The organism is Bacillus sp. 007/AIA-02/001 (genome assembly GCF_004634455.1).
GTDB classification, from domain to species: Bacteria; Bacillota; Bacilli; order Bacillales; family Bacillaceae_G; genus Bacillus_A; species Bacillus_A cereus.
The window spans coordinates 1-21303 of the sequence record NZ_SEIY01000019.1 but is presented as its reverse complement, the minus strand read 5'-3'; the positions used below and the strand labels follow the sequence as shown (position 1 = coordinate 21303).

Genomic DNA, 21303 nt, shown 5'->3' with positions numbered 1-21303 from the left:
CAACTCCCTCTATACGTTAAAGTTTCCCCTTCTTTAATAACTTCTCTACAATTTGTACGTTTTTCGAACTTTGCAATAATCGATTTAATAATATAAGTAACTCTTCTTTTTCTAAATCTTTCAGTTTCTCTTTAACTGCACTCTCACCAGCACCTTGCATATCATAAACAACTGCCGCCATATGCTTACAAAGATTCTCATATGGACATTCGCAGCTACTTTCTGAAAAATCTTCGAGATCGATAACTACTTCATAATTTCCGGCATTTCCAGTAACGAAAGCAAACACTTTTTTATCATGTATTTCAACATCTTCTACATGTCCATCTTCATAATATTCATATCCCTTATCTACAATGTACTTTGGGATCCATTTCGTTATATCTTTTAATAAGTAAGCGTACATAATTGTACCCCTTCCTTTAATTCCCTTTTGACTTCAAAAATCCTGTATGTTATTCTAATAACTGTCAAATAGCAAGTCTATATGACAAAACGACTGACACCTATTCGGCGAAGGTGTCTCTTTTCATTTGCAGCCGATATGAATTGCCTCTTTCAGGCACATTCAATTTTTGACACTACACACTCAACACCATTCCCTGTATCAGGCTGCTTTAGCAGTCTTTTACTCTACATACTCCGTTATTTTAAGAAAAAAAGAGAGCTTAGCTCCCTTTTCTCGCCTTATACAATACCCCTTTTTCAGCATAGAGATATTCATCAGCTAATGTAATTTTCCCATCCAGTTTTAGTTCGTCTAATAATCTTGATAAATAAAATTGATGCAACATCTTTTTCGTGAATTTTCCTTCATGATGCGAAACGATATGTTCTTGAATATCTAACAATGATATCGGCTTATCTTGCTCTATCATATATTCATAAACTGTACTACGCAGTTTTACGTATTTTTCGAGTGTCACAGTAATGCGCAACCCCTTTCTTCTTAATATAAATTTTCGTAATCGGTTTTTTTGCAATAAAAAAACCTCTCCGATAAGAAGAAGTTACGTATATATCTTCGTCTTATCTCCCAGAACAAATATGTTCTGCTGGAATTAGCACCTGCATCGCGGTTGCTGGGTTTCATCGGGCCAGTCCCTCCACCTCTCTGGATAAGAAAATATTCACTTAATTCTTACTATACGTAATTCCACTTTAATTGTCAAATAAATATAACAAATTATATTTTCTTCCTTACTGTTCATACTACCCATATACGAACACGCAAGGAGGATTATGAAATGCATCAAAATGCTCGCGGATATGTACAAGATTCTTTTCAATCATTACAAGAAGCTAAAAATTGTTTAGAAGAAGCGCTCGAAACAGTTGAAAAAGATTTTAATCGCGCTCGTATTGAACAATCACTTTATGCTGTTGAACAAGCTATTCAACGTTGCGAGTACACCGTTCACATTTTAGAAAAAGATTAAAAACTTCCCATCAATTGATGGGAAGTTTTTTCAAATGGCATACTTCATAATTATTGCCGTTATAATTAAAAAATATACAGAATTAGCAATTTCTAAAATTCCTACTTTTATAATAGAAATTTTTTTGCCATACAACACAATTGCTCGAATGACACTTGGTATAAAAATAAGAGAACACCAGGGATTAATCACAAATATGATTATTGTTAATACGATATGATATCCCCAAGATATAAGACGATACTTCGGGTTATTTTTTTCACGAATCATCGTTTTCACATAGAACGTACTACCTAAAAAGTATAAAAATGAAATAAGTGCAATGAATATAGCTGTATGATCGATTTGCTTCATTGAAAAGGAATAACTAATTAATCCACCGATACAAAACACAATAATCGCACAAATATCATTTAATAGTGCTCTTTCATTTTTTTGACGAGCGTAATACATATTCACTATAAATAATGGAATCATTACTATTACGAATAAAAGAATTCGCCACTCATATAATAAAGAAATCATCCCAAATAGGAACGCAATGCTGAAATAAACAATGGCAGCTTGTAAAAACTCTTTTTTTCGTCTTTGCTTTATGTATGTAAGAAATGGATACGTGGCTAAATAGATAAAAAACCACGCTAAAAACAATGGAATATGATAAATAGTAGGTTTCCCAAGTATGACACTTAATAAAAAAGGAATAACAAGCATAGCCCATGCACCATGTTGCTTCGGAATAACTAACTTCATTAACTATACACCTCCCTTTTGAAAAAAGTTCTCACCTACCATTATACAAATAATTTTATATAATAACGGATGTATATTAAATCGATTTTTTGACAAAAAAATGCTCCTTACAATATGTAAGAAGCATGAAAGAGGCAAACGAATATGTAAGTCGCGACCCTACCTTATATGAGTATGCTTTTCTATGTCACGTTATGCTCATCTAATATACCGTATTTCTTTTTAAATCTTGTAAGAATCGTAATCCATGAAGTACTAAATAGTAATAAGAAAATAACATTCGAAATCGCATGGCTCAAATCAAAGTAAAAACTTGCGATATAATACGAAATGACAGTTTCCCACGTTGCTTCTCGTATAAAACCGAGAAGGCCCCAGAAATTCATAATCCAGCCAAATAAAAAGCCAACAATTACTCCGTAAAGAAGTCTTCCCCATAGCTTTTTCATAAAAAATGTATTACGAAGTAAACCTGCTATAAAACCAATCATACCCCACGAAAACATTTGCCACGGTGTCCATGGACCTTGTCCTAAAAAAATATTAGATACGATTGCTGCTGTAGCACCAATCATAAAACCAGTTTCACTTCCAAATACAATTGCAGAAACGATAATGACAAAAGAAGTTGGTTGTACACTTGGTAAAATAGAAAATGGCACCCGGCTTACTGCTGCAATTGCCGCTAATACAGCAACGAGAACAATTTCACGTGAAACAAACGCCTTTCTTTCAAAACGGATATAGAAAGGTAACATAATAACCGCTAATATAAACAAACTACTTAACATGTAATAACCGTCCATGACAAGTGTCGTAAAGAGTAATGTGCCGATTATTACTGCAAAGATACATATTATGAATGCAACATATCGTTTGGACACGCTTCGTACACATCCTCCCACGTTAATGCATATGGCAATTCTTTTCGAATGAATCGGTTAATAGATGTTGTATAAAAGAAGTTGCCGCTAAAAAATTCTTTCGGTGCATCATTCATAATGACTGTTCCATCAAATAACATCATACATTGATCAACGTATTTCGCTGCAAATTCAATGTCATGCGTCGCCATTACAATTGTTGTTCCTTCTTTTTGTAGCTTCCTAAATAGCTCTCCTACTCTTTCTTTCTTCCATGGATCTAACCCCTTTGTCGGTTCATCCAGTAATAATAAAGTCGGCTTTGATAATAACGTCGTACATAACGCAAGTAATTGTTGCTCTCCTCCGCTACAATCGTGCGGATGGCGTTCTTTAAGCGAATACAACCAAAACTGTTTTAGCCTATCTTCTGCTATTTCTTTTCCTTGTTCTCCGTATAATTCACGTGCACGTTCATAAACCTCGTCCCATACTGTATCAAATGTAAAATGATAATACGGATGCTGCGATACATACCCAATACTTTTAAATCGTTCTTTCGAATCAATTTTATGTATCACTTTTCCGTTCCACTTTACTTTCCCTCTTCTCGCTTTTTGTAATCCTGCTAAAATCGTTAACAGTGTAGACTTACCTGTACCGTTCTTCCCAACGAGCGCTACCCATTTTCCTTTTTCAATCGAAACTGATAAATCATGTAAAATAAGCGGACTATTTTTTTCATATTGGAACGAAATATGCTCTGCGCTTAAAATTACCTCTTGCTTTTCACTTTGTGCTATTGGCTCATTTACATATGATATCGCTGCAAAATCATTCATTTTCATTTGCGCCTCTCGCACTGTAAACGGAATATCTCTCACATTCCACTCTAAAAATAGCCTTGGAATTTGCGGAATAAATGGACGGAATGATTCTACTCCCCACATATCCGTAATAACAATTTTAGGACTACCATCATACATAATACGGCCATTATCCATACAAACAACGCGTGTTGCAAGCGGGATAACTTCATCTAAACGATGTTCACTTAAAATAATCGTAATTCCAAGTTCTTCATTAATCCGTTTTAATAATCCTAAAAACTCTTTTGCAGCGATTGGATCTAACTGCGCTGTCGGTTCATCTAATAATAGCAATTTCGGCTGCATAACTAATACCGCAGCTAAATTAACAAGTTGCTTTTGCCCACCAGATAACGTGTGAACAGATTGATGCAATAAATCTTGAAATCCTAAAAAGCTAATAAGCTCTGCTATTCTTTTTTGAATAATATGTGATGGTAATCCGATATTTTCTAAAGAAAATGCTAATTCTTGAATCACTGTATCCATAACGATCTGATTTTCTGGGTTTTGAAATACCATCCCAATTTCTTGGGCAGATAACAAATCAGCTACTTCCTCTATTAAAACACCCTCATAAAATATCTCTCCAGAACGCGTACCAATTGGAAGTAACTCCTTTTTAAAATGTTTTAATAAAGTCGTCTTCCCAGATCCCGATCCTCCAGCAAGTGCAATAAACTCACCTTTTTCAACAGAAAGAGAAATATGCTGTAACGCTTTTTCATTTTCATCAGCATATACAAATGATAAATTGTTTATTTCTGTATGCGCCACCATATCCATTCTCTCCCTTCCATTATGATTGGTAAACTAATAAACATCGTTAATACGACAAACATCATCCCATCGTATTGCTGAAATAGAATCGATTCGACTTTCGGATAAATAATCAATTTCCCCCCGCCATAATTACTACATATAATAGCAGCTATAAATAAAATGATTAAATAACTGAGCGTATACCAATCGCGCCTTTCCATTCTATAGCGAATATACGTCGTACGCTTCGTTACACCAAATCCACGAGCTTGCATAGAATCTGCCGTTTGCAGTGCATCTTCTAATGAACAAATTAATAATACTTGCAGCAATTGCATACCATTTTTGACGCGTTCAATTATCGAACCTAAATCTACCTGCACACCTTTCGTCTTTTGAACGAGTGTGATTTTCTTTAATCGCCTCATAAACAAAGGAACAAATCTCACTGTAATCATCGTTAACAATGCAACTTTCGGTGAAATTCTTGAAAACAAATATAAAAATTTATGACTGGAAATAATATCATTGTATGACGCAAACGTAAACATAACTGCAACTAGTAATAACCCCATTACTATTCCAAACATAATCGCCTCAAGCTTAATACGGCTATCACCTAACCAAAATAACGTAGTTCGACCTCTATGCGTTAATAACGAATTAAATAAAATTACCATAAAAAAGAAAACAATTGTGCTCGGTAGCATCTTTCTTATCTTTTCGCTATTTCCTTGCATCACATTTAACATAATAATTAATACTATTGCTCCAATTAAAAAAAGAGGATGAAGACACATCATACATAGTATCATCACCCCGATATAATAGAAAAAATTCACAAAAGGATGTAAAGAAGAAAAACTTATTTTCATAGCCCTTTACCGAATGCCTTTCTTATTGTAATACGTATACCCACTCAATTGTATCTCCTGGTTTTACCGTAGCTACACCAGCACTATGGTTTGGAAAAGCACCGTTCACACGATATTTCCATCCACTAGTATCCGCAATATCTTTTTCATATAAATCATTAATACCTTTTACATAAATACTATCTCTAGATCCGCTTGCATCAACATCTAATCCTGTACGTTGTAATACTTTATACACAGTATCGCCATCTTGTACATCCATCTTTTTCGCACCCATTATATATCCGTTATTTCCTTTTACCGAGATTGTTACTTGTTTTGCTTTAGGTACTGGTGGTACTGGTGGTGGCACTGGGTTTGGTGGTGGTACCGGTGTTGGTGGAGCTGGTACACTATTGTTCTCTTCTGGCTTTTTCTTTTGCTCCTGCTTCGGTGTTTCTTTCGGCTGATTCACAACCTTTGCTTCTTCTTTTACTTCTGGTGCTTTCGGTTGTTGTTTCTCTTCTTGTACTTGTTGCTGCTCTGGTTGCTTATTTACAGCAGGTTGCTCTTTCGGTTGTTCCTGTTGTTTCTCTTCTTTCTTTACCTCTGGTTGTGCCTGCGGCTTTTCCTCTTTCGGCTTCTCTTCTACTTTTTGTTCTTGTTTCTCTTTCTGTTCTTCTTGCTGCTTTTGCTCTGATTCAGCTTGCTTTTCTTCTGCTTTTTCTTCTGGCTTCGCTTCATCTTTTTGTTCTTCTTGTTTCGCTACCTCTTCTTGCTTCGGTTCTACCTTCTTTTCAGGCTTTACAGCTGCCTCTTCACATCCGGCAAATAGCCCGAGCGAAAGCAGTAAAGAAATGAACCATTTCACCTTACTCATCCTATCTCTCACCTTTCATACGAAAATTAGGAGCAAATAATTGCTCCTAATTTTTTGTTAAGCTGCTTTACGTCTCCATAATACATATGCAGAAGCAATACATAATACACCCATACCTACTTCTGTTGCTGGACTATGAGAAGATGCTCCTGTTTTTGGTAGACTGTTACCGTTTCCGATTTTTTTATTCTTAACCGGTTCGTTATCTACAACTACTTTTAGATTTTCATCTTTTGTTTCTTGTTGTACTTGTTTTTGTTCTTTCGGTTCTTCAGTAACTTCTTTTTCTACTACATTATTTTCTGGTTCAACGACCTTTTCTGGCTCTTCAATCGGTTTTGGCTTAATTACATCACCAGCGTCTACATTAGACCAATCATAAATAGATTTTCCCATTTCCTTAAATTGAAGTAATGCTAAAAGAGCCTGTTCTGTAGCCATTCCGTTACCATTTTGATCACTTGGTAACCATTTAAATTCACCATTTGAAAGTTGATATGATAATAGGTTTTGCATTGCCTTATGAAGACGATTTTGATCTACATCTTTAACAAGCGATAATCCAATAATTGCTTGCGCAGTACTATTTGAATTTTCTTGTCCATCAGCTGAAAAACCGCCATTTTGCAGCTGTTCGTTATATAAATACGCAACAGCTTTTTGTATAGCTGGTTTCACATCTGATCGCTCTTGATAAGGAGCTAATGCTGATAAAACCATACCTGTTACATCAACGCTACTAGCACTATCTTTACTACCTGAACTATTATAAGTCCATCCACCGTCTGTATGCTGATTATTTAACAGTGCTTCCACTAGAGCAACTCTGTTCCATTTTGATTCAACTGGAATCTCATACTTCTTCGTATCAAATGCAAGTAAAGCAAATGCATAACCTGTAACAGAATTCACTTTATCTGACTCATACAATTTTTGAACTAAATTATGTCCACCTACATTTTTAGGGTCTGCACTCATTGCATTCATCATAATAATTGTTCTAGCTAAATCTGTCGCTGAAAAACGGTTAATACGCTTTTCTACTTTTTCAGTTACTGACTTAACATAATTTAATTTTGCCTCAATTGGCACATTCTTTCCAGAACGAGAAAGCGCTACAGCTACCCAGTCACTTTCAATTCCATCTTGTAACATCTTATCTGATGTTTTAGAAATGGCTTCGTTTAATTGTGCACTTGGAACTTGAATGTTCTCTTGCTGTGGTTGTTCTGTTTTTTTATCATCTTGACCTTCTGGTTTTGGATCAACTGTCGGTTTACCATTTTCACCTTCCGGTTTTGGATCGACTGTCGGTTTACCATTTTCACCTTCCGGTTTTGGATCGACTGTCGGTTTACCATTTTCATCTTCCGGTTTTGGATCGACTGTCGGTTTACCATTTTCACCTTCTGGTTCTGGTTCTTCTGTTTTGCCACCGTTAGGTTCTTCTGTTTTACACGTCCCGAACTTATCTAACGTTTCTTTCAATGTTTCCTGGCTTATATTGCTCCAGTCTGAAACAAAGCGAAAGACAACAACATCTCCAGATTTTAATTTATAACTATCTGCTCCGACTTCTGCAGACTTATCATTTACATCATACAGCCAAGCACTTGTAGCCCCGGCCATTAAACCATCGATGCCTTTTACATATGTTCCAAACGACATCGTTTCAGATTCTACCTTGTCCCCCATGACCTTTTGCAGCAAACTTAAAGCTGTTTCCCCATCTTTAATTTGCTCTTCTTTCGGACATAACATAATGCCTTTTTGTGATTCCCCAATAATTGCAAGTTTTGCTGTATTTTCTTCAGCAAACGTAATATGTACTGTATTCGCAAAAGAAACAAATACAAGTGTCACTGCCATTAACGACGTAAGCAGCCACTTTTTCAACATTGCCATCCCAAAATTTCCTCCCTTACTACCATTTACACAAAAAAAGGCCCTTCAAGGGCGTGCGATTGACACTCTCTTTTTGTAAGTGTCGAACAAAAATGTACAACACCTCCTACCCGCATTATTCGCGGCTATATTTGTATAGGAAAAATAATTTTGTTTATGAACGTATCATTGTGATAACATTCACTTTTCTTGGCACAACTTACTTCCATTTAAGTTATCGTAAAACGATAAACCTATACATTCTGTAAATTTTAAATTTCTGTATTATTTTACTATTGACAAAGAATTTTGTCCATGCTTTATCGGATTTATTTTCTAAGAATAATAACTTATTAACTCTTAACTATGTAAACTCTTTTCACTAATAATGACGCCATCTTCATCCGCATAGACATATTCATTTGGATTCCAATCCACTTGTCCAAAGTGCAATGAAATATTTCGTTCTCCTTTTCCTTCTTTCACACTTCTATTTGGCATCGTTCCTAACGCTAAAATACCAATATTAATATTCTTTAGTTCACTAGAATCACGAACATACCCATTCACAATAATTCCTGCTAGCTTTCTTTCTTCCGCAATAGCTGCCAAATTATCACCAAGTAACGCACAATTAGTAGACGCTCCGCCATCAACAACTAATACTGTTCCTTCTGGTAATGTTTGCAATCCTTCCTTCACTAGTACATTATCATCTTTCACTTTTACAGTTGCAATTTTCCCGTGGAATTGTTCTTTCTTCCCAAAAGACCGAAAAGACTGGCGACATATTTGTAATTCCTTTTCAAATTCATCACATAGATCTGTAGTTTTCCACATCTTGTTCCCTCTTTTCCTTTTTCTTTCTACATAACATATTCTTGGCTTATTATCGTTTCCCTGTCTAATATTGCAATAATTTGTATGTACGGGAAAAGGATACAAAAACTATTGCCTTAAGAAGCTACCTTTATTATAATCTATTTCACAGATTGAATTCAGAATATTAAAATTAATAAAATGAAGAAGGAGGAATTTTATGCAAATACAAACTGAGGCAAAAAAACAACCTAGTAAACAAAAGTTTAAAATGCCTGATGCGTACGTACTACTATTTTTTATTGCCTTACTTTGCGCCATTGCTACGTATTTTGTTCCTGCTGGAGAATTTAAAAGAGTTACAAACGGGACCGTTACAACGACAATACCAGGTAGCTATCATTCTGTTCCGCAATCACCTGTAGGATTTGTTTCTTTTTTTACCGCTATTGAAAAAGGAATGACACTTGCTGCTCCGATCATCTTTTTAATTTTATTTACAGGCGGTGCCATTGCCATTCTTGAAAAAACAGGTGCTCTTGACGGTTTAATCTATCATGTTATAAACAAATTTCGTAATCAGCAATTACTTTTCATTTGTATCGTTGCCGCACTTTTTTCTATTCTCGGAACGACTGGCATTATCGTTAATTCAGTTATCGGTTTTATCCCCATCGGTATCATCGTTGCACGCACATTAAAATGGGACGCTATCGTCGGTGTAGCAATTATTTATTTAGGCACTTATGCTGGTTTTAACGCTACTATTTTATCCCCCTCACCTTTAGGCATTTCACAAAAGATCGCAGAACTTCCGATGTTTTCGGGAATTGGTTTACGCACAGCTATCTATATATCTTTTTTACTTGCCACTATCCTTTATATTAATTGGTATGTAAAGCGCTTGAAAAAATCGAATAAAGGAAGCATTCTTGGCGATAACTGGTTTCCAAGTAACGCCCTTTCAAGCGAAAAGGAAGCAGAGAAAAAAGAAGTTCCTTGGACGATACGTCATAAATTAATTTTACTCGTTTCAGCTTTATCATTAATTGCATTTTTAATAGGCGCTTTTCGTCTACATTGGACGGACGCAGAAATGACCGCTACTTTTATTTTCATAGCAATTACAGCCGGAATAATAGGTGGCATGAAAGCAAACGATATCGCTTCTACTTTTCTAGCGGGCTGCCAAAATCTCATATATGGTGCTTTAATCGTCGGAATGGCTCGCTGTATTTCAGTCATTTTAGAACAAGGAAAATTACTTGATACAATCGTTAACCAGCTCGCACAGTCTCTTGAAGGACAAAGCCCTGTATTTGGCGTTATCGGTATGTACGTAAGTAGTGCCGCATTACATTTCCTTATTTCATCCGGGACAGGAGAATCGGTTATTTTTATTCCGATATTAGCTCCATTAGCTGATTTCATGCACATTACACGCCAAGTTACAGTACAGGCTGTTATGCTCGGCGAGGGTGTAGTAAACTGCCTTAATCCAACTTCCGGTGTTTTAATGGGCGTTCTCGCAGCAAGCGGCATTTCTTATGGAAAATGGATTCGTTTCATGGCTCCACTTGCACTCATTTGGTTTATCATCGGACTTGTTTTTCTTATTGTTGGGGTGAATATTGAGTGGGGACCTTACTAAATACTTAACTAGATAAATAAGTACTATCGTTCCATATAAATATCTATTCTATTTCCCTCACTAGTCCTATAAAAATCATTTATTCTAGTAAAAATCTAACAAGGGATTGATCATAATGATCAATCCCTTTTATCAAAATATAATACCTTTAAAAATCTTAGTTCCAAATTTTATTTACCCATTCAGGATGATCAATAAAAGGATTGCGGTTATGTTGATATTTTGTAAAAATCACTTCATTACGCTTTCGCTCTAAATCATCGACCGGGTCTTGTTCATTCCATTTTAATAAAACAGATAGTTTCCCCATGTATGGATCTTTATTGTTATTCACTTTTTCATTTAGTTCTAAATCTATTTCGCCGTTGTCTCCCTCGTAACGAACAGCCATATAAAACAGCATTCTAGCAATATCTCCCTTTACACTATCACGAGGTTCCCAAGAATCACTATCATATTTACATTCTGTCGCTTCAGAATGATTCACACCACCATTATCAAAATCCAGATTTCCACGTGAACTATTTACAGATACATCCGTCGCTCTTAAATGATGTAGATCTGTTCCAGGTCCTGCAGTCGTTCCAAAGTCACCGTGAGATTTTGCCCAAACATGCTCTCGGTTCCAGTTATTTACTCCTGATCCATTCGTAAGTTTCCCTTGCGAACGACCAGTGTATAAGAGTATCACATTATTTTTATTATTTGGATCCTCATCAGTATCTCTTAGCGCTTCCCAAACCGCACTGTATGATAGCTTTGTATGATTATCAATAATATTATGCAGTTTCTTCTTTAATTCTAAACCCGTTTTTCCTATTGCGTTATTATAATATGTATCGTCATAATTTTTCACAATACTCTCTTGTGCTGATGCAGGAGCTACTTCACCGTGTATAGTATCTGTGAATGATAGCGATGCAGAACCTAAAATAAAAAATGAAGATAGTGTAACCATAGCAATCTTTGTATTTCGAAACTTCATATACCCATTCCCCTTTAAAATATAATTTAAAGCTATTAACTAAAAAGTGCTTTCTAACCCCCAAAACCTTTTAGAAACCCCTACCCCTTTTCTGTTTATTTAATACAAGACTCTATCCAGTCTGTATCACTTCTAAACTTTTTATTTATTCACATTCCAAACAATTTCACTTTTAACAAGAAATATCCTTCTCCTATAAAGATTATTAAAATATTCTTTACAATTTAAAAGTAGTTTAATATTAACTTATAAATTTAAATTTATTTATGCAATAATGCATATTTGATAAATACTTTAAAAAACAGTTTGAATAAAATGCATTCAAAGAAAACCGTGCCACAAAACAGATACAATCTAAGACAGAAATAATAAAAATCAAGATGATAGCTCGACTTTTCCCTTTTCCATAACTGTCTTTATTTTTGTGTAAAACCTTTCTTTCTCTGAATAATACGTACAAAAATAGATTGGATACCATGTAGGCACCAATCTATTTTAATTAAAGAAACTGTGTCAATTCTGAGTTCACAATACGTTGTGCAGTAATGATAACACTGTCAGCTGTTAGTCCATAAACACTATATAGTCCACCAGGTTGATTAGGAACAATTTGAACTTCATATTCAAATGCTTGTCCAAAAGCAGGATGAACTAAACTTAGAGTTACAAAAGTAGAAGCATTAGAATTCACATTGAAGTTTACCTGTTCAATTAATACTAATGAACCGTCAAGTCTAAAAACTCTAGCTACTCCAGTAAGTGGGCCCGCAGTACGGTTAAGGATTTTCACCCTAACTCTATTTGCATTAGCAGGTTGATTTCCTACGTTTTCAATTGGTCCTGTAGTAAGAGCCATATAACATCACCTCCATTATATTATTATGATATTCAACGATAAACATTAATGTTATAGTCTAATTACCCAATTTACTTAAAATAAAAAGAAGCTCCAAATTCTATTATATTTAGGTCATAGATATTAAACTTAATAAAATCAAAGGCAGGAGCATATTTGATATGTTCCTGCCTTTTTATTGTGGGATACCGATAAATAGCCCTCTAGCTAAGATTTTAAAGTGCTACAAAATCAAAAATTTTATCTCACCACAGTTTTCTACGAGAATCCAGTGAACAGCTTATTTACATAATTTTTGTTCTCGGAAGTTGATTTTGTAGCGCCCTTTCTCGTAATTCACTATGTTTTCCAAAGAAAATAGTGAAAAACAGGGCGATGAATACATTTACAAAATGACAAAACTGTAAGAATACACGAATGTTTGTAAGAAAGTTCGATGTTTTCTTTTTCCTTTTTTTATTATAGTGAAAAAGAAGAACAAAATATTCTCTTATGTAGGAAAGGAAGATAATAATGATTGATCTATTAAATAAATGGATGTTAGAAAGTACAGCCAATTTTAATATCGTTGTAGGACTTACAGCACTTCTATTTTTGGGTTCAGTAATTGCACTTATTATTATTTACAAAAAAATTGGTAAACCGGTTGAAAGAACAAATACTATTTATTTAAAAATTACTTCTCGTATGTTTACTACTCAAATTCTAATGAATGCTATATTTATTTCTTTAGTTGGTAAAGATATTGAGAATTTCCGTCAAATCTTTATATTATTTGAAGCTTTTGTATTCTTTATTGGAGCTATTTATTCGTTTAAATTATATAGACAGGAGTACAAATGATTCACTTATAAGAAACAATAAAAAACAGTAGTGATTTTACATTACTGTTTTTTATTGTTCATTTTTAATTGTAAACTTTTCATTTTTAGTTAACTGTATATTCTATACATATGAGGTTAACATAACCCATCATTATCGTTAGCGAGGAAAAAGGACAACCCTGCTCTCACAAGTGAACCCTTTTTTAGTTCTATGAATCTATACATATTTTATACATTCCTATCCTAACGCGGTTTTAGTGCTCTTGTTTGTTACTGGATTAGCCAAAAAACTGTATAAAATCTTGCATACTATTAGCGTGTTTTTTCAAAAATACTGGCATCCCCCAATTTGTGCTTTCTTATGGATATTTCTTGACTCCTCATTAAAACACTCTCCGGTTCTTTGTCTATCTTTAAGAATAAACTCTGCTTGTTTATTTCAAGTTCTTACATCGAGGCTTTACCTCCTCCTAAAGCCAAACAAACGTTTCATATTACACGCCTACATTAAACTGAATATCCAATCTTTATCTAGTCTGTAAATAAAAAAGGATAATCAGCCCCATAATGGACTAACTATCCTATAAATTATTGTCTAAATTCAATAAAGTGAAACTTTAATCAGCCCTCACCAATCGGGCTTTTACGGGCAGTTGATCCCCATCTAATTTCTTTGCTTCCGCTGAATTTTGAGGTGAGGGTCTTACTTCCCGGCGAATAGCGGGATAAAACTAGAACTTCTTTTCCTATGTATCATTATTTCGTTACTTCACCAAACTGCGCTCTCGTCACTTTCGCCAAGTCCTCTACTTTAAGCTCAATTTGTATACCAATTTTCCCGCCACTCACTATCATCGTTTCAAGTAATTGGGCACTTTCATCAATACATGTAGAAAATAGCTTTTTCATTCCAACTGGTGAACAACCGCCGCGAATGTATCCTGACACTTTCGTAATATCTTTAACAGGAATCATTTCAATTTTCTTTTCACTTACTGCTTTTGCGGCAGCTTTTAAATTTAGTTCCTCATCTACCGGAATAATAAACACATGATAATTTTTACTATTCCCTTGAGCGATTAACGTTTTATATACTTCTCTCACTTCTCGTCCAATTTTCTCGGCTACTGATACGCCATCAATTTTCCCATCGTCTGGATCATATGACATCATCGAATATTCAATTTTTTCTTTATCTAATATTCGCATCGCATTTGTTTTATCTTTTTTCATAACGTTCTCCTTAAAAGGTTATTTCATATTATTAAGTTTTATTATACACCCTTTTCCATTTCTCCTACATAACTTCACGTATTTTTCAAAACTAAAAATATTGATAATTCAAAAATCATCTGATATAATTTGGAAAAACTTATGTTAAGGAGAGATTTGTCATGCGAAATGTTAATACTTCTTTCCAACTTCATCATCATACGTAACGCCGTGTATCCGAAGAAAAATTTTTCTTCGTGGGTACAGGGCTTTTCCTGTTGACCCACGAAGCGTTCATAAAGCTATGTGGGTATTTTTATACCTGCATAGCTTTTTTTAATTTAAAAAAGGAGTGATTATGATGGAAATGAGAAATGTAAAAGGAACGAAAGACTATTTACCAGAGGAGCAAGTGCTGCGAAATAAAATTAAAAGAGCTTGTGAAGATACGTTTGGACGATACGGATGCAAACCTTTAGAAACGCCGACGTTAAATATGTATGAGCTTATGTCTTACAAGTACGGCGGTGGTGATGAAATATTAAAAGAAATATATACACTTCAAGATCAAGGAAAACGTGATATTGCCTTACGATACGATTTAACTATTCCATTCGCAAAAGTTGTGGCAATGAACCCGAACCTCCGCCTCCCTTTTAAACGTTATGAAATTGGGAAAGTATTTCGAGATGGGCCAATTAAACAAGGAAGATTTCGTGAATTTATACAATGCGACGTTGATATTGTCGGTGTAGAATCAGTCATGGCTGAAGCGGAACTCATGAGCATGGCGTTTGAGCTGTTCCGAACATTAAACTTAGAGATATCGATCCAATATAATAACCGAAAATTGTTAAATGGTATTCTTCAGGCCATTAACATCCCTACTGAATTAACAAATGACGTCATTTTATCATTAGACAAAATCGAAAAGATTGGGATTGATGGTGTACGAAAAGATGTATTAGAGCGCGGAATTTCTGAAGAAATGGCTGATACAATATGTAATACTGTATTATCTTGTCTAAAGCTTACAATTGTTGACTTTAAAGAAGCTTTCAATAACCAACTCGTTGCCGATGGCGTAAACGAATTGCAACAATTACAGCAATATTTAATCGCTCTCGGAATAAATGAAAATACGATATTCAATCCGTTTTTAGCAAGAGGACTGACAATGTACACAGGTACTGTATATGAAATCTTCCTAAAAGATGGCTCAATTACATCTAGCATAGGTAGCGGCGGCCGTTACGATAACATTATCGGAGCATTCCGTGGTGATAGTATGAACTATCCAACAGTCGGTATTTCATTCGGTTTAGACGTTATTTATGCAGCACTATCACAGAAAGAAACAATCTCATCTACAGCGGATCTATTTATCATCCCGCTCGGGACAGAATTACAATGCTTACAAATTGCCCAGCAATTACGTTCTACCACTTCCTTAAAAATCGAACTCGAACTAGCAGGACGCAAATTAAAACGTGCCCTTAATTATGCCAATAAAGAGAATATCCCTTATGTGCTTATTATTGGTGAAGAAGAACTTAGTACAAACACTGTTGTGCTGCGGAATATGAAGGAAGGTAGTGAGATGAAGGTTCCGCTTACTTCTTTGAAAAATAATACATTGAATAAATATTTTACTACGCCTACTACGTTATGACTGTGAAGTATTCTCAAAATGTAAATCAGGTAAACAAAAAAGGGCTGTCCGCGCATGACAGCCCTTTTCCCTTAATGAACAACACCTTCATAAGTGAAATTATATTAACGATTTTCCGAATATATCTATCATAATTTACACTATATCAACGATACATAGATTTTTCATTTGATAGATAACCGGGCAAATAGTTTACATAAAATAATTATACTCAATTTAATCTTACAAAACTTTAACATCCAATTACCTATTTTAATAATATATGGTTTTCTAATTTCACTACCAATTTAAGAAAAATTCATATCCTTCTCTACTATACCACTTTTATCTATTAACTTTTATTTTGTGCATTCCTACTCTCCAAAACTTTCTCCATATTATGAGTTGCCCATTCCATCATTAATAGAATCATTGGACGAAGTGATTCACCAAGCTCGGTTAACGAATATTCTACTTTAGGTGGCACTTCACGGTATACTTCACGATGTATGATGCCATCTGCTTCAAGTTCTCTAAGCTGCAGTGTTAACATTCTTTGTGTGATATTAGGTTTTAATCTTTTTAATTCATTAAACCTCTTTTTCCCATCTAATAAATGATACAAAATAACACCTTTCCATTTTCCACCAATCACCTCAACCATAGCTTCAACTGGACAAGAATATTTATTTAAAAATGGGTAATTTATATTATTTTCATTTGAACAATCCATAATAAATCCCTTCCCTTAACATTAGTATCTTTTTTGATACTATACCACATAAATGTGCGTACTTGTATCTATGTTACTTTAAAAATATAATTTACTTACAAAATAAATTAAAGAAAAGAGGAACTTTTATGACAAATACAAACGAAATTACAAAAGAGAAAATTATGGAGGCTTTTCATTTCAGACATGCATGTAAAGAGTTCGATCCTATGCACAAAATTTCAGAAGAGGATTTTAAATTCATTTTAGAAACAGGCAGATTATCTCCTTCTTCTTTTGGATATGAACCTTGGAAATTTATTGTCGTACAAAATAAAGAATTAAGAGAAAAACTACAACCGTATTCATGGGGCGCTGGTGGGCAACTTGCAACAGCAAGCCATTTCGTCATTGTTCTTTCAAGAAACATTAAAGATATGCATTATGATGCAGAGTATATTAAATATATGATGAACGATATTATTGGATTGCCTGAAGACACTCAAAAAATTAGATATGAATTCTTCAAAAAGTTCCAGGAAACAGATTTTAACTTATTACAATCCGATCGTACTGTATTTGATTGGGCATCTAAACAAACTTATATTGCTTTAGGTAATATGATGACGAGCGCAGCTCAAATCGGTATTGATTCTTGTCCGATAGAAGGATTCGATAAAGAGAAAGTAGACTCCTTACTTCGTCAAGAAGGCATTATACAGGGCGATAATCTTGAAGTATCTGTTATGGTTGCCTTTGGTTACCGTAAAGAAGATCCAAAACGTGATAAAACAAGACAGACTATGGATACAATTGTTGAATGGATTAAGTAATATAGCACACACAAATAATGCTCCTAATAGCTGGATACTTATACTAAAGAACTATTAGTCGTTTTTCTTATGTATGAATTTGGTTTTTCATGGAAAGATATATTAGTATGTATGCAGTTTGAGCACTCTATTTTTTAGAGTCGAACAGGAGGAGAATGAATATGTCTGATATTGAAGTTGGCGAAGTGTTTACTCTTAGTGATGAGAATAACGAAGAGCAAGAAGTAGAAGTACTTGGAGCGATGGATGTCGAAGGCGCAGAATATATTGCAGTTGCCTTTGTTGAAGATATCCAAACAGAAACTGAGGAAGACATTGATATTTTCTTTTTAAAAGTAGAAGAAGATAATGAGTTTTCATACATTGAAAATGATGAAGAGTTTGATAAAGTATCTGCTGCGTTTGAAAAGATTTTGGATGAGCAAGAGCAAGAATAGTATGAATGAAAAACACGAGGGCGGATGCACATCCGCCCTCTTTTTATTACTCATCCAGAGACTCACGCAGTAATTGCAGTACATCTTTCATCGCAAAAGGTCCATCTTTTTTAACATGCTCCGCAAATTCTGAAACGAGACGTAATGTTCTCACACTTTCGATTGGATGTTCTCCTGATGCACTTTCAGCTGAAAGCATAACTGCATTCGTCCCGTCCAGTACAGCTTGAAACACATCAGTCACCTCAGCCCTTGTTGGAATAGAATGATCTACCATAGATTGAAGCATTTGTGTTGCTGTAATGACATATGTATTCGTTCGATTACATTCCTGAATCATCATTTTCTGTAAAAGCGGAATGCATTGATACGGTAACTCTACTCCTAAATCGCCCCTTGCAATCATAATTCCATCTGCTTCTTTACATATATCCTGAAAATTCTCGATTGCTTCCATCGTTTCTATTTTTGCAATTACATTAGGTGACGTTTCTTTATACTGTTGTATAAAATCTCGTATTTCTTTTATATGACTAGGTTTTCTTACGAAAGAACACGCGATAAAATCAACATTCTCCTCTAAAAGAAACTGAATATCTTTTTTATCTTTCTCTGTAATAGCTGGTAAACGAACAGCCGCACCTGGTAAATTAACTCCTTTATGGGATGAGATATTGCCACCTGTTTTTACCTTCGTTTCTATTTTGTCCGTACTTATCTTTTCAACAATTAATTCAACTTCTCCATCATTAATTAAAATTCTACTGTCTACTTTCACATCATTCGGTATTCCTTCATAATCAACGCTTGCTTCTGTATTACTCCCTGTAACTGGTTGTGTATGTAAAATAAAAGAATCTCCTGCCTGAAGTGTAATTTGCTCTCCCTTCACTTCACCTAATCTTATTTTAGGTCCTTGTACATCACCCAAAAATTTAATAGAGTCATCTAATGATTTCACTAAACGAATGATGTCTTTATGACTTTCATGCGTGCCATGCGATAAATTCAGTCGAACAATTTTCATACCATTCTTTATTAACTGTGCTAATGTTTCTTTATTATTACTTGCGGGTCCAATTGTACAAATTCGATCGATTGTCATTTTTGTCACCATCCTTTTTTTAATAAGTTTCCCATATGAACTTAAAAATAACAGAGATTCTGACATAAATAGATTTAAATTTACATGAATTTCATAAAATTAAACCTGTATCCCTTGCTGGCTAAGCATTAGAAGATATATTCGCTTTTTTGCAAATGAAGACATGTTGAATCGAAAGTAAAAGAAAAGTTAAGTATGGGATAAACCATTGAGAGTTTCGAAATTTTCATATATTGTATGAATTGAGTTCGAACTCAAAAATTTAAAAAGGTGGGAAAATTAGTGAATATGAAAAAATCTTTATCGGTGACAACTTTAGGGTTAGCGGTTTTAGGTTTTGGTTTTACTAATAACGCAAGTGCTTCAGAGATCGATACTGTAGACAAGCAGCCCGTTTTAGTTGACTTTGATACAATTCAATCAACAAAAACATCTAGTGTTCCTAGTTTGACTATTGCAGCTGCACCTAAGAATGACTCTAACATTAGCGTATATACTCCCTTTTTTGGTAACCCATATGCAGTTGCTAAATCGAAATCAACTACGACCGAAGACTATGTTTATGCAAAAGCAAGAACTTTCAATGGCGATGGCTCATTAGTAAATACGAAAAGTAATAGTGCAAAAAAATCATCCTTTGTAAGTGCTACAGCGACCAACACAAGCATTTATTATGGAGATGATTACGCTATCGGTAATCATACCTATAAATTAAGTGGTTATAATGATGTGAATCACGAAACAAAAGCTTTCTGGTAAGAAAGAGAAAAAAGATATGCATCTTGCATATCTTTTTTCTCTAATATTTTACATATATTGAGGTGCTATTTATGAAACAAATATATATTATTAGCGGTGTTTTACTTATTTCATTACTTACAATTTATATTTTGTTCAATACTTCAATCATACAACCTCATCCACCTTCCATAGAAAATAAACGCGAGCAACAAACCAATACTATTTCTTACGGATTGAAGGATAATCAAGGCCAACATATTAACAATGGCAGTACAATTACTAGTGAGGATAATAAAATTAATGTAACATTATCATTCGTACATACTATTAATGAAAACCGAAAATATGGATTAATTGTTCTAGAAGATTACGAACAAAAACCTTTTAAAATAGAAGATACTACTAATGAAATATCACACTATTTTTTTGATATGAAACCAAACAGTTCAATGACTACGAAAATCTCTTTACACACTTCTCCTAATGCAAGTGCATTAACCTTTTTAATAATAAAAAAACCTGAATACAAATTAAAAGATAATAACTTAAATAAAGCAGCTATTTTAGAAGATATTCTAAGTATGCGATATTCAATGCATCCTCTTCAGAAAGAAAACGAAAAAATAAAACTCCCCCTTATAGATCCAGATGCTATTTTAAAAGATGGTCTTTACGAACCAGTATTTGTTACGAACCGTGAAGAGAACTTACAAACTGTCTTCTTTGAAAAGGAAGGCAAGCAATTAATTTTATCAAACGGTAATGAAACAAATGATGAAATGACTTACGCAATAGTGGCTTTTAAAGATTGGAAACAAGTTGAAATATTTAACAATAGAAAAGTCGTTTATACTAAGGTTGCACCTGAAACAAGACAAATCTTTAATTTCACATTGCCTTCAGTGGATCAAGAAAGTAATTTTCAACTCGTCGCTTTTCCATTTCCTTATAAAGTTAGCGAAGAAGATTATGTCAGTCAACAAGCATTCAGTTCCTTTCGCATTGTAATTGAAAATGAAAATAAATAAGTTATACTGTGCACATTACAACAACCTAAAAAAGGCCTACTCACTGAACTGAACCCAAAAAATTAGACAAATATATTAAGCAGCTACTAAGGATTGAACTCTGTATTGCACAGGGGACAATCCTTTTAGTTTTGTTTTAATTCTT

The 21303-nt window shown here is 34.3% G+C and carries 22 protein-coding genes and 1 riboswitch; of the genes, 8 read left to right on the top strand and 14 right to left on the bottom strand.

All coding sequences use genetic code 11. The features are described 5' to 3' along the window. Positions 1-16 precede the first annotated feature (16 nt). Both ES895_RS24785 and ES895_RS24780 read right to left on the bottom strand, forming a co-directional pair. Positions 17-406, bottom strand: a complete 390-nt coding sequence (locus ES895_RS24785) for an SWIM zinc finger family protein (RefSeq protein WP_000271524.1) — start codon at positions 404-406, stop codon at positions 17-19. Positions 407-668: 262 nt separating this feature from the next. After that, positions 669-926: a hypothetical protein gene (locus ES895_RS24780; RefSeq protein WP_000171476.1), complete on the bottom strand. Its 258-nt coding sequence runs from the start codon at positions 924-926 to the stop codon at positions 669-671. A 100-nt stretch (positions 927-1026) separates the two neighbouring features. After that, positions 1027-1125, bottom strand: a riboswitch (SAM riboswitch). Positions 1126-1247: 122 nt separating this feature from the next. Here ES895_RS24780 and ES895_RS24775 point away from each other — a divergent pair. Then, positions 1248-1439, top strand: a complete 192-nt coding sequence (locus ES895_RS24775) for a hypothetical protein (protein WP_000554032.1) — start codon at positions 1248-1250, stop codon at positions 1437-1439. Between the two features lie 30 nt (positions 1440-1469). On the opposite strand, the gene ES895_RS24770 is transcribed toward ES895_RS24775, so the two are convergent. The 7 genes from ES895_RS24770 to rraA all read right to left on the bottom strand — a co-directional run bounded on the left by ES895_RS24770 (position 1470) and on the right by rraA (position 9144). Further along, positions 1470-2192 (bottom strand): YwiC-like family protein, encoded by a 723-nt coding sequence (locus ES895_RS24770; protein ID WP_000779978.1) that lies wholly within the window; start codon positions 2190-2192, stop codon positions 1470-1472. Positions 2193-2374: 182 nt separating this feature from the next. Next, positions 2375-3076, bottom strand: a complete 702-nt coding sequence (locus tag ES895_RS24765) for an ECF transporter S component (protein WP_000044901.1) — start codon at positions 3074-3076, stop codon at positions 2375-2377. Next, positions 3049-4710 carry an ABC transporter ATP-binding protein gene (locus ES895_RS24760; protein WP_033690152.1) on the bottom strand — a complete coding sequence of 554 codons (1662 nt, stop codon included), beginning with the start codon at positions 4708-4710 and terminating at the stop codon, positions 3049-3051. The genes ES895_RS24765 and ES895_RS24760 overlap by 28 nt, the downstream gene beginning before the upstream one ends. Next, positions 4683-5561 carry an energy-coupling factor transporter transmembrane component T gene (locus ES895_RS24755; RefSeq protein WP_098279190.1) on the bottom strand — a complete coding sequence of 293 codons (879 nt, stop codon included), beginning with the start codon at positions 5559-5561 and terminating at the stop codon, positions 4683-4685. Before ES895_RS24755 ends, ES895_RS24760 begins: the two co-directional genes overlap by 28 nt. A gap of 22 nt (positions 5562-5583) precedes the next feature. Beyond that, positions 5584-6420, bottom strand: a complete 837-nt coding sequence (locus tag ES895_RS24750) for a DUF4430 domain-containing protein (RefSeq protein WP_135238719.1) — start codon at positions 6418-6420, stop codon at positions 5584-5586. Positions 6421-6477: 57 nt separating this feature from the next. Then, positions 6478-8325 (bottom strand): DUF4430 domain-containing protein, encoded by a 1848-nt coding sequence (locus ES895_RS24745; protein WP_070756777.1) that lies wholly within the window; start codon positions 8323-8325, stop codon positions 6478-6480. 339 nt (positions 8326-8664) lie between these two features. After that, positions 8665-9144, bottom strand: coding sequence for a ribonuclease E activity regulator RraA (rraA, locus tag ES895_RS24740; RefSeq protein WP_000266038.1), 480 nt, complete (start codon positions 9142-9144; stop codon positions 8665-8667). A gap of 199 nt (positions 9145-9343) precedes the next feature. Here rraA and ES895_RS24735 point away from each other — a divergent pair, with 199 nt between their 5' ends. Next, on the top strand, positions 9344-10774 hold the full coding sequence (locus ES895_RS24735; RefSeq protein ID WP_001166973.1) for a YfcC family protein: 1431 nt from the start codon (positions 9344-9346) through the stop codon (positions 10772-10774). Positions 10775-10931: 157 nt separating this feature from the next. On the opposite strand, the gene ES895_RS24730 is transcribed toward ES895_RS24735, so the two are convergent. Continuing rightward, positions 10932-11759, bottom strand: a complete 828-nt coding sequence (locus ES895_RS24730) for an endonuclease I family protein (RefSeq protein WP_097999254.1) — start codon at positions 11757-11759, stop codon at positions 10932-10934. Positions 11760-12258: 499 nt separating this feature from the next. Next, positions 12259-12615 (bottom strand): hypothetical protein, encoded by a 357-nt coding sequence (locus ES895_RS24725; protein ID WP_001229426.1) that lies wholly within the window; start codon positions 12613-12615, stop codon positions 12259-12261. Positions 12616-13128: 513 nt separating this feature from the next. On the opposite strand from ES895_RS24725, the gene ES895_RS24715 reads away from it, so the two are divergent. Further along, on the top strand, positions 13129-13458 hold the full coding sequence (locus tag ES895_RS24715) for a hypothetical protein (protein WP_000566272.1): 330 nt from the start codon (positions 13129-13131) through the stop codon (positions 13456-13458). Positions 13459-14195: 737 nt separating this feature from the next. Here ES895_RS24715 and ybaK read toward each other — a convergent pair. Continuing rightward, the gene (gene ybaK, locus ES895_RS24710; RefSeq protein ID WP_098204679.1) at positions 14196-14672 is read right to left on the bottom strand and encodes a Cys-tRNA(Pro) deacylase; all 477 of its coding nucleotides are present in this window, start codon (positions 14670-14672) and stop codon (positions 14196-14198) included. A gap of 337 nt (positions 14673-15009) precedes the next feature. Between ybaK and ES895_RS24705 the strand changes: the two genes are divergently transcribed. Continuing rightward, complete coding sequence (locus ES895_RS24705; protein ID WP_100240250.1) at positions 15010-16323, top strand: histidine--tRNA ligase; 1314 nt, start codon at positions 15010-15012, stop codon at positions 16321-16323. 331 nt (positions 16324-16654) lie between these two features. Here ES895_RS24705 and ES895_RS24700 read toward each other — a convergent pair whose 3' ends face one another. Then, positions 16655-17035: a winged helix-turn-helix transcriptional regulator gene (locus tag ES895_RS24700; RefSeq protein WP_000340650.1), complete on the bottom strand. Its 381-nt coding sequence runs from the start codon at positions 17033-17035 to the stop codon at positions 16655-16657. 128 nt (positions 17036-17163) lie between these two features. Here ES895_RS24700 and ES895_RS24695 point away from each other — a divergent pair, with 128 nt between their 5' ends. Both ES895_RS24695 and ES895_RS24690 read left to right on the top strand, forming a co-directional pair. Continuing rightward, the gene (locus ES895_RS24695; protein WP_000185718.1) at positions 17164-17847 is read left to right on the top strand and encodes an NAD(P)H-dependent oxidoreductase; all 684 of its coding nucleotides are present in this window, start codon (positions 17164-17166) and stop codon (positions 17845-17847) included. 155 nt (positions 17848-18002) lie between these two features. Further along, positions 18003-18284 carry a DUF1292 domain-containing protein gene (locus ES895_RS24690; RefSeq protein ID WP_002005464.1) on the top strand — a complete coding sequence of 94 codons (282 nt, stop codon included), beginning with the start codon at positions 18003-18005 and terminating at the stop codon, positions 18282-18284. Positions 18285-18330: 46 nt separating this feature from the next. Here ES895_RS24690 and ES895_RS24685 read toward each other — a convergent pair whose 3' ends face one another. Beyond that, positions 18331-19389, bottom strand: a complete 1059-nt coding sequence (locus ES895_RS24685; RefSeq protein ID WP_000151081.1) for a pyruvate kinase — start codon at positions 19387-19389, stop codon at positions 18331-18333. Positions 19390-19671: 282 nt separating this feature from the next. Here ES895_RS24685 and ES895_RS24680 point away from each other — a divergent pair, with 282 nt between their 5' ends. Both ES895_RS24680 and ES895_RS24675 read left to right on the top strand, forming a co-directional pair. Then, the gene (locus tag ES895_RS24680) at positions 19672-20148 is read left to right on the top strand and encodes a hypothetical protein (protein WP_001056346.1); all 477 of its coding nucleotides are present in this window, start codon (positions 19672-19674) and stop codon (positions 20146-20148) included. Between the two features lie 71 nt (positions 20149-20219). Beyond that, a complete protein-coding gene (locus ES895_RS24675) occupies positions 20220-21158 on the top strand; it encodes a hypothetical protein (protein ID WP_000810169.1) in 939 nt (312 codons plus the stop codon). Positions 21159-21303 lie beyond the last annotated feature (145 nt).

Coding starts and splice junctions, on each gene's coding strand:
- ES895_RS24705 (WP_100240250.1), top strand. CDS start 15,010: ATGATGGAAATGAGAAATGTAAAAGGAACGAAAGACTATTTACCAGAG.
- ES895_RS24785 (WP_000271524.1), bottom strand. CDS start 406: ATGTACGCTTACTTATTAAAAGATATAACGAAATGGATCCCAAAGTAC.
- ES895_RS24700 (WP_000340650.1), bottom strand. CDS start 17,035: ATGGATTGTTCAAATGAAAATAATATAAATTACCCATTTTTAAATAAA.
- ES895_RS24690 (WP_002005464.1), top strand. CDS start 18,003: ATGAATATGTCTGATATTGAAGTTGGCGAAGTGTTTACTCTTAGTGAT.
- ES895_RS24695 (WP_000185718.1), top strand. CDS start 17,164: ATGACAAATACAAACGAAATTACAAAAGAGAAAATTATGGAGGCTTTT.
- rraA (WP_000266038.1), bottom strand. CDS start 9,144: ATGTGGAAAACTACAGATCTATGTGATGAATTTGAAAAGGAATTACAA.
- ES895_RS24675 (WP_000810169.1), top strand. CDS start 20,220: ATGAAACAAATATATATTATTAGCGGTGTTTTACTTATTTCATTACTT.
- ES895_RS24755 (WP_098279190.1), bottom strand. CDS start 5,561: ATGAAAATAAGTTTTTCTTCTTTACATCCTTTTGTGAATTTTTTCTAT.
- ES895_RS24745 (WP_070756777.1), bottom strand. CDS start 8,325: ATGGCAATGTTGAAAAAGTGGCTGCTTACGTCGTTAATGGCAGTGACA.
- ybaK (WP_098204679.1), bottom strand. CDS start 14,672: ATGAAAAAAGATAAAACAAATGCGATGCGAATATTAGATAAAGAAAAA.
- ES895_RS24725 (WP_001229426.1), bottom strand. CDS start 12,615: ATGGCTCTTACTACAGGACCAATTGAAAACGTAGGAAATCAACCTGCT.
- ES895_RS24715 (WP_000566272.1), top strand. CDS start 13,129: ATGATTGATCTATTAAATAAATGGATGTTAGAAAGTACAGCCAATTTT.
- ES895_RS24730 (WP_097999254.1), bottom strand. CDS start 11,759: ATGAAGTTTCGAAATACAAAGATTGCTATGGTTACACTATCTTCATTT.
- ES895_RS24750 (WP_135238719.1), bottom strand. CDS start 6,420: ATGAGTAAGGTGAAATGGTTCATTTCTTTACTGCTTTCGCTCGGGCTA.
- ES895_RS24685 (WP_000151081.1), bottom strand. CDS start 19,389: ATGACAATCGATCGAATTTGTACAATTGGACCCGCAAGTAATAATAAA.
- ES895_RS24775 (WP_000554032.1), top strand. CDS start 1,248: ATGCATCAAAATGCTCGCGGATATGTACAAGATTCTTTTCAATCATTA.
- ES895_RS24760 (WP_033690152.1), bottom strand. CDS start 4,710: ATGGATATGGTGGCGCATACAGAAATAAACAATTTATCATTTGTATAT.
- ES895_RS24770 (WP_000779978.1), bottom strand. CDS start 2,192: ATGAAGTTAGTTATTCCGAAGCAACATGGTGCATGGGCTATGCTTGTT.
- ES895_RS24735 (WP_001166973.1), top strand. CDS start 9,344: ATGCAAATACAAACTGAGGCAAAAAAACAACCTAGTAAACAAAAGTTT.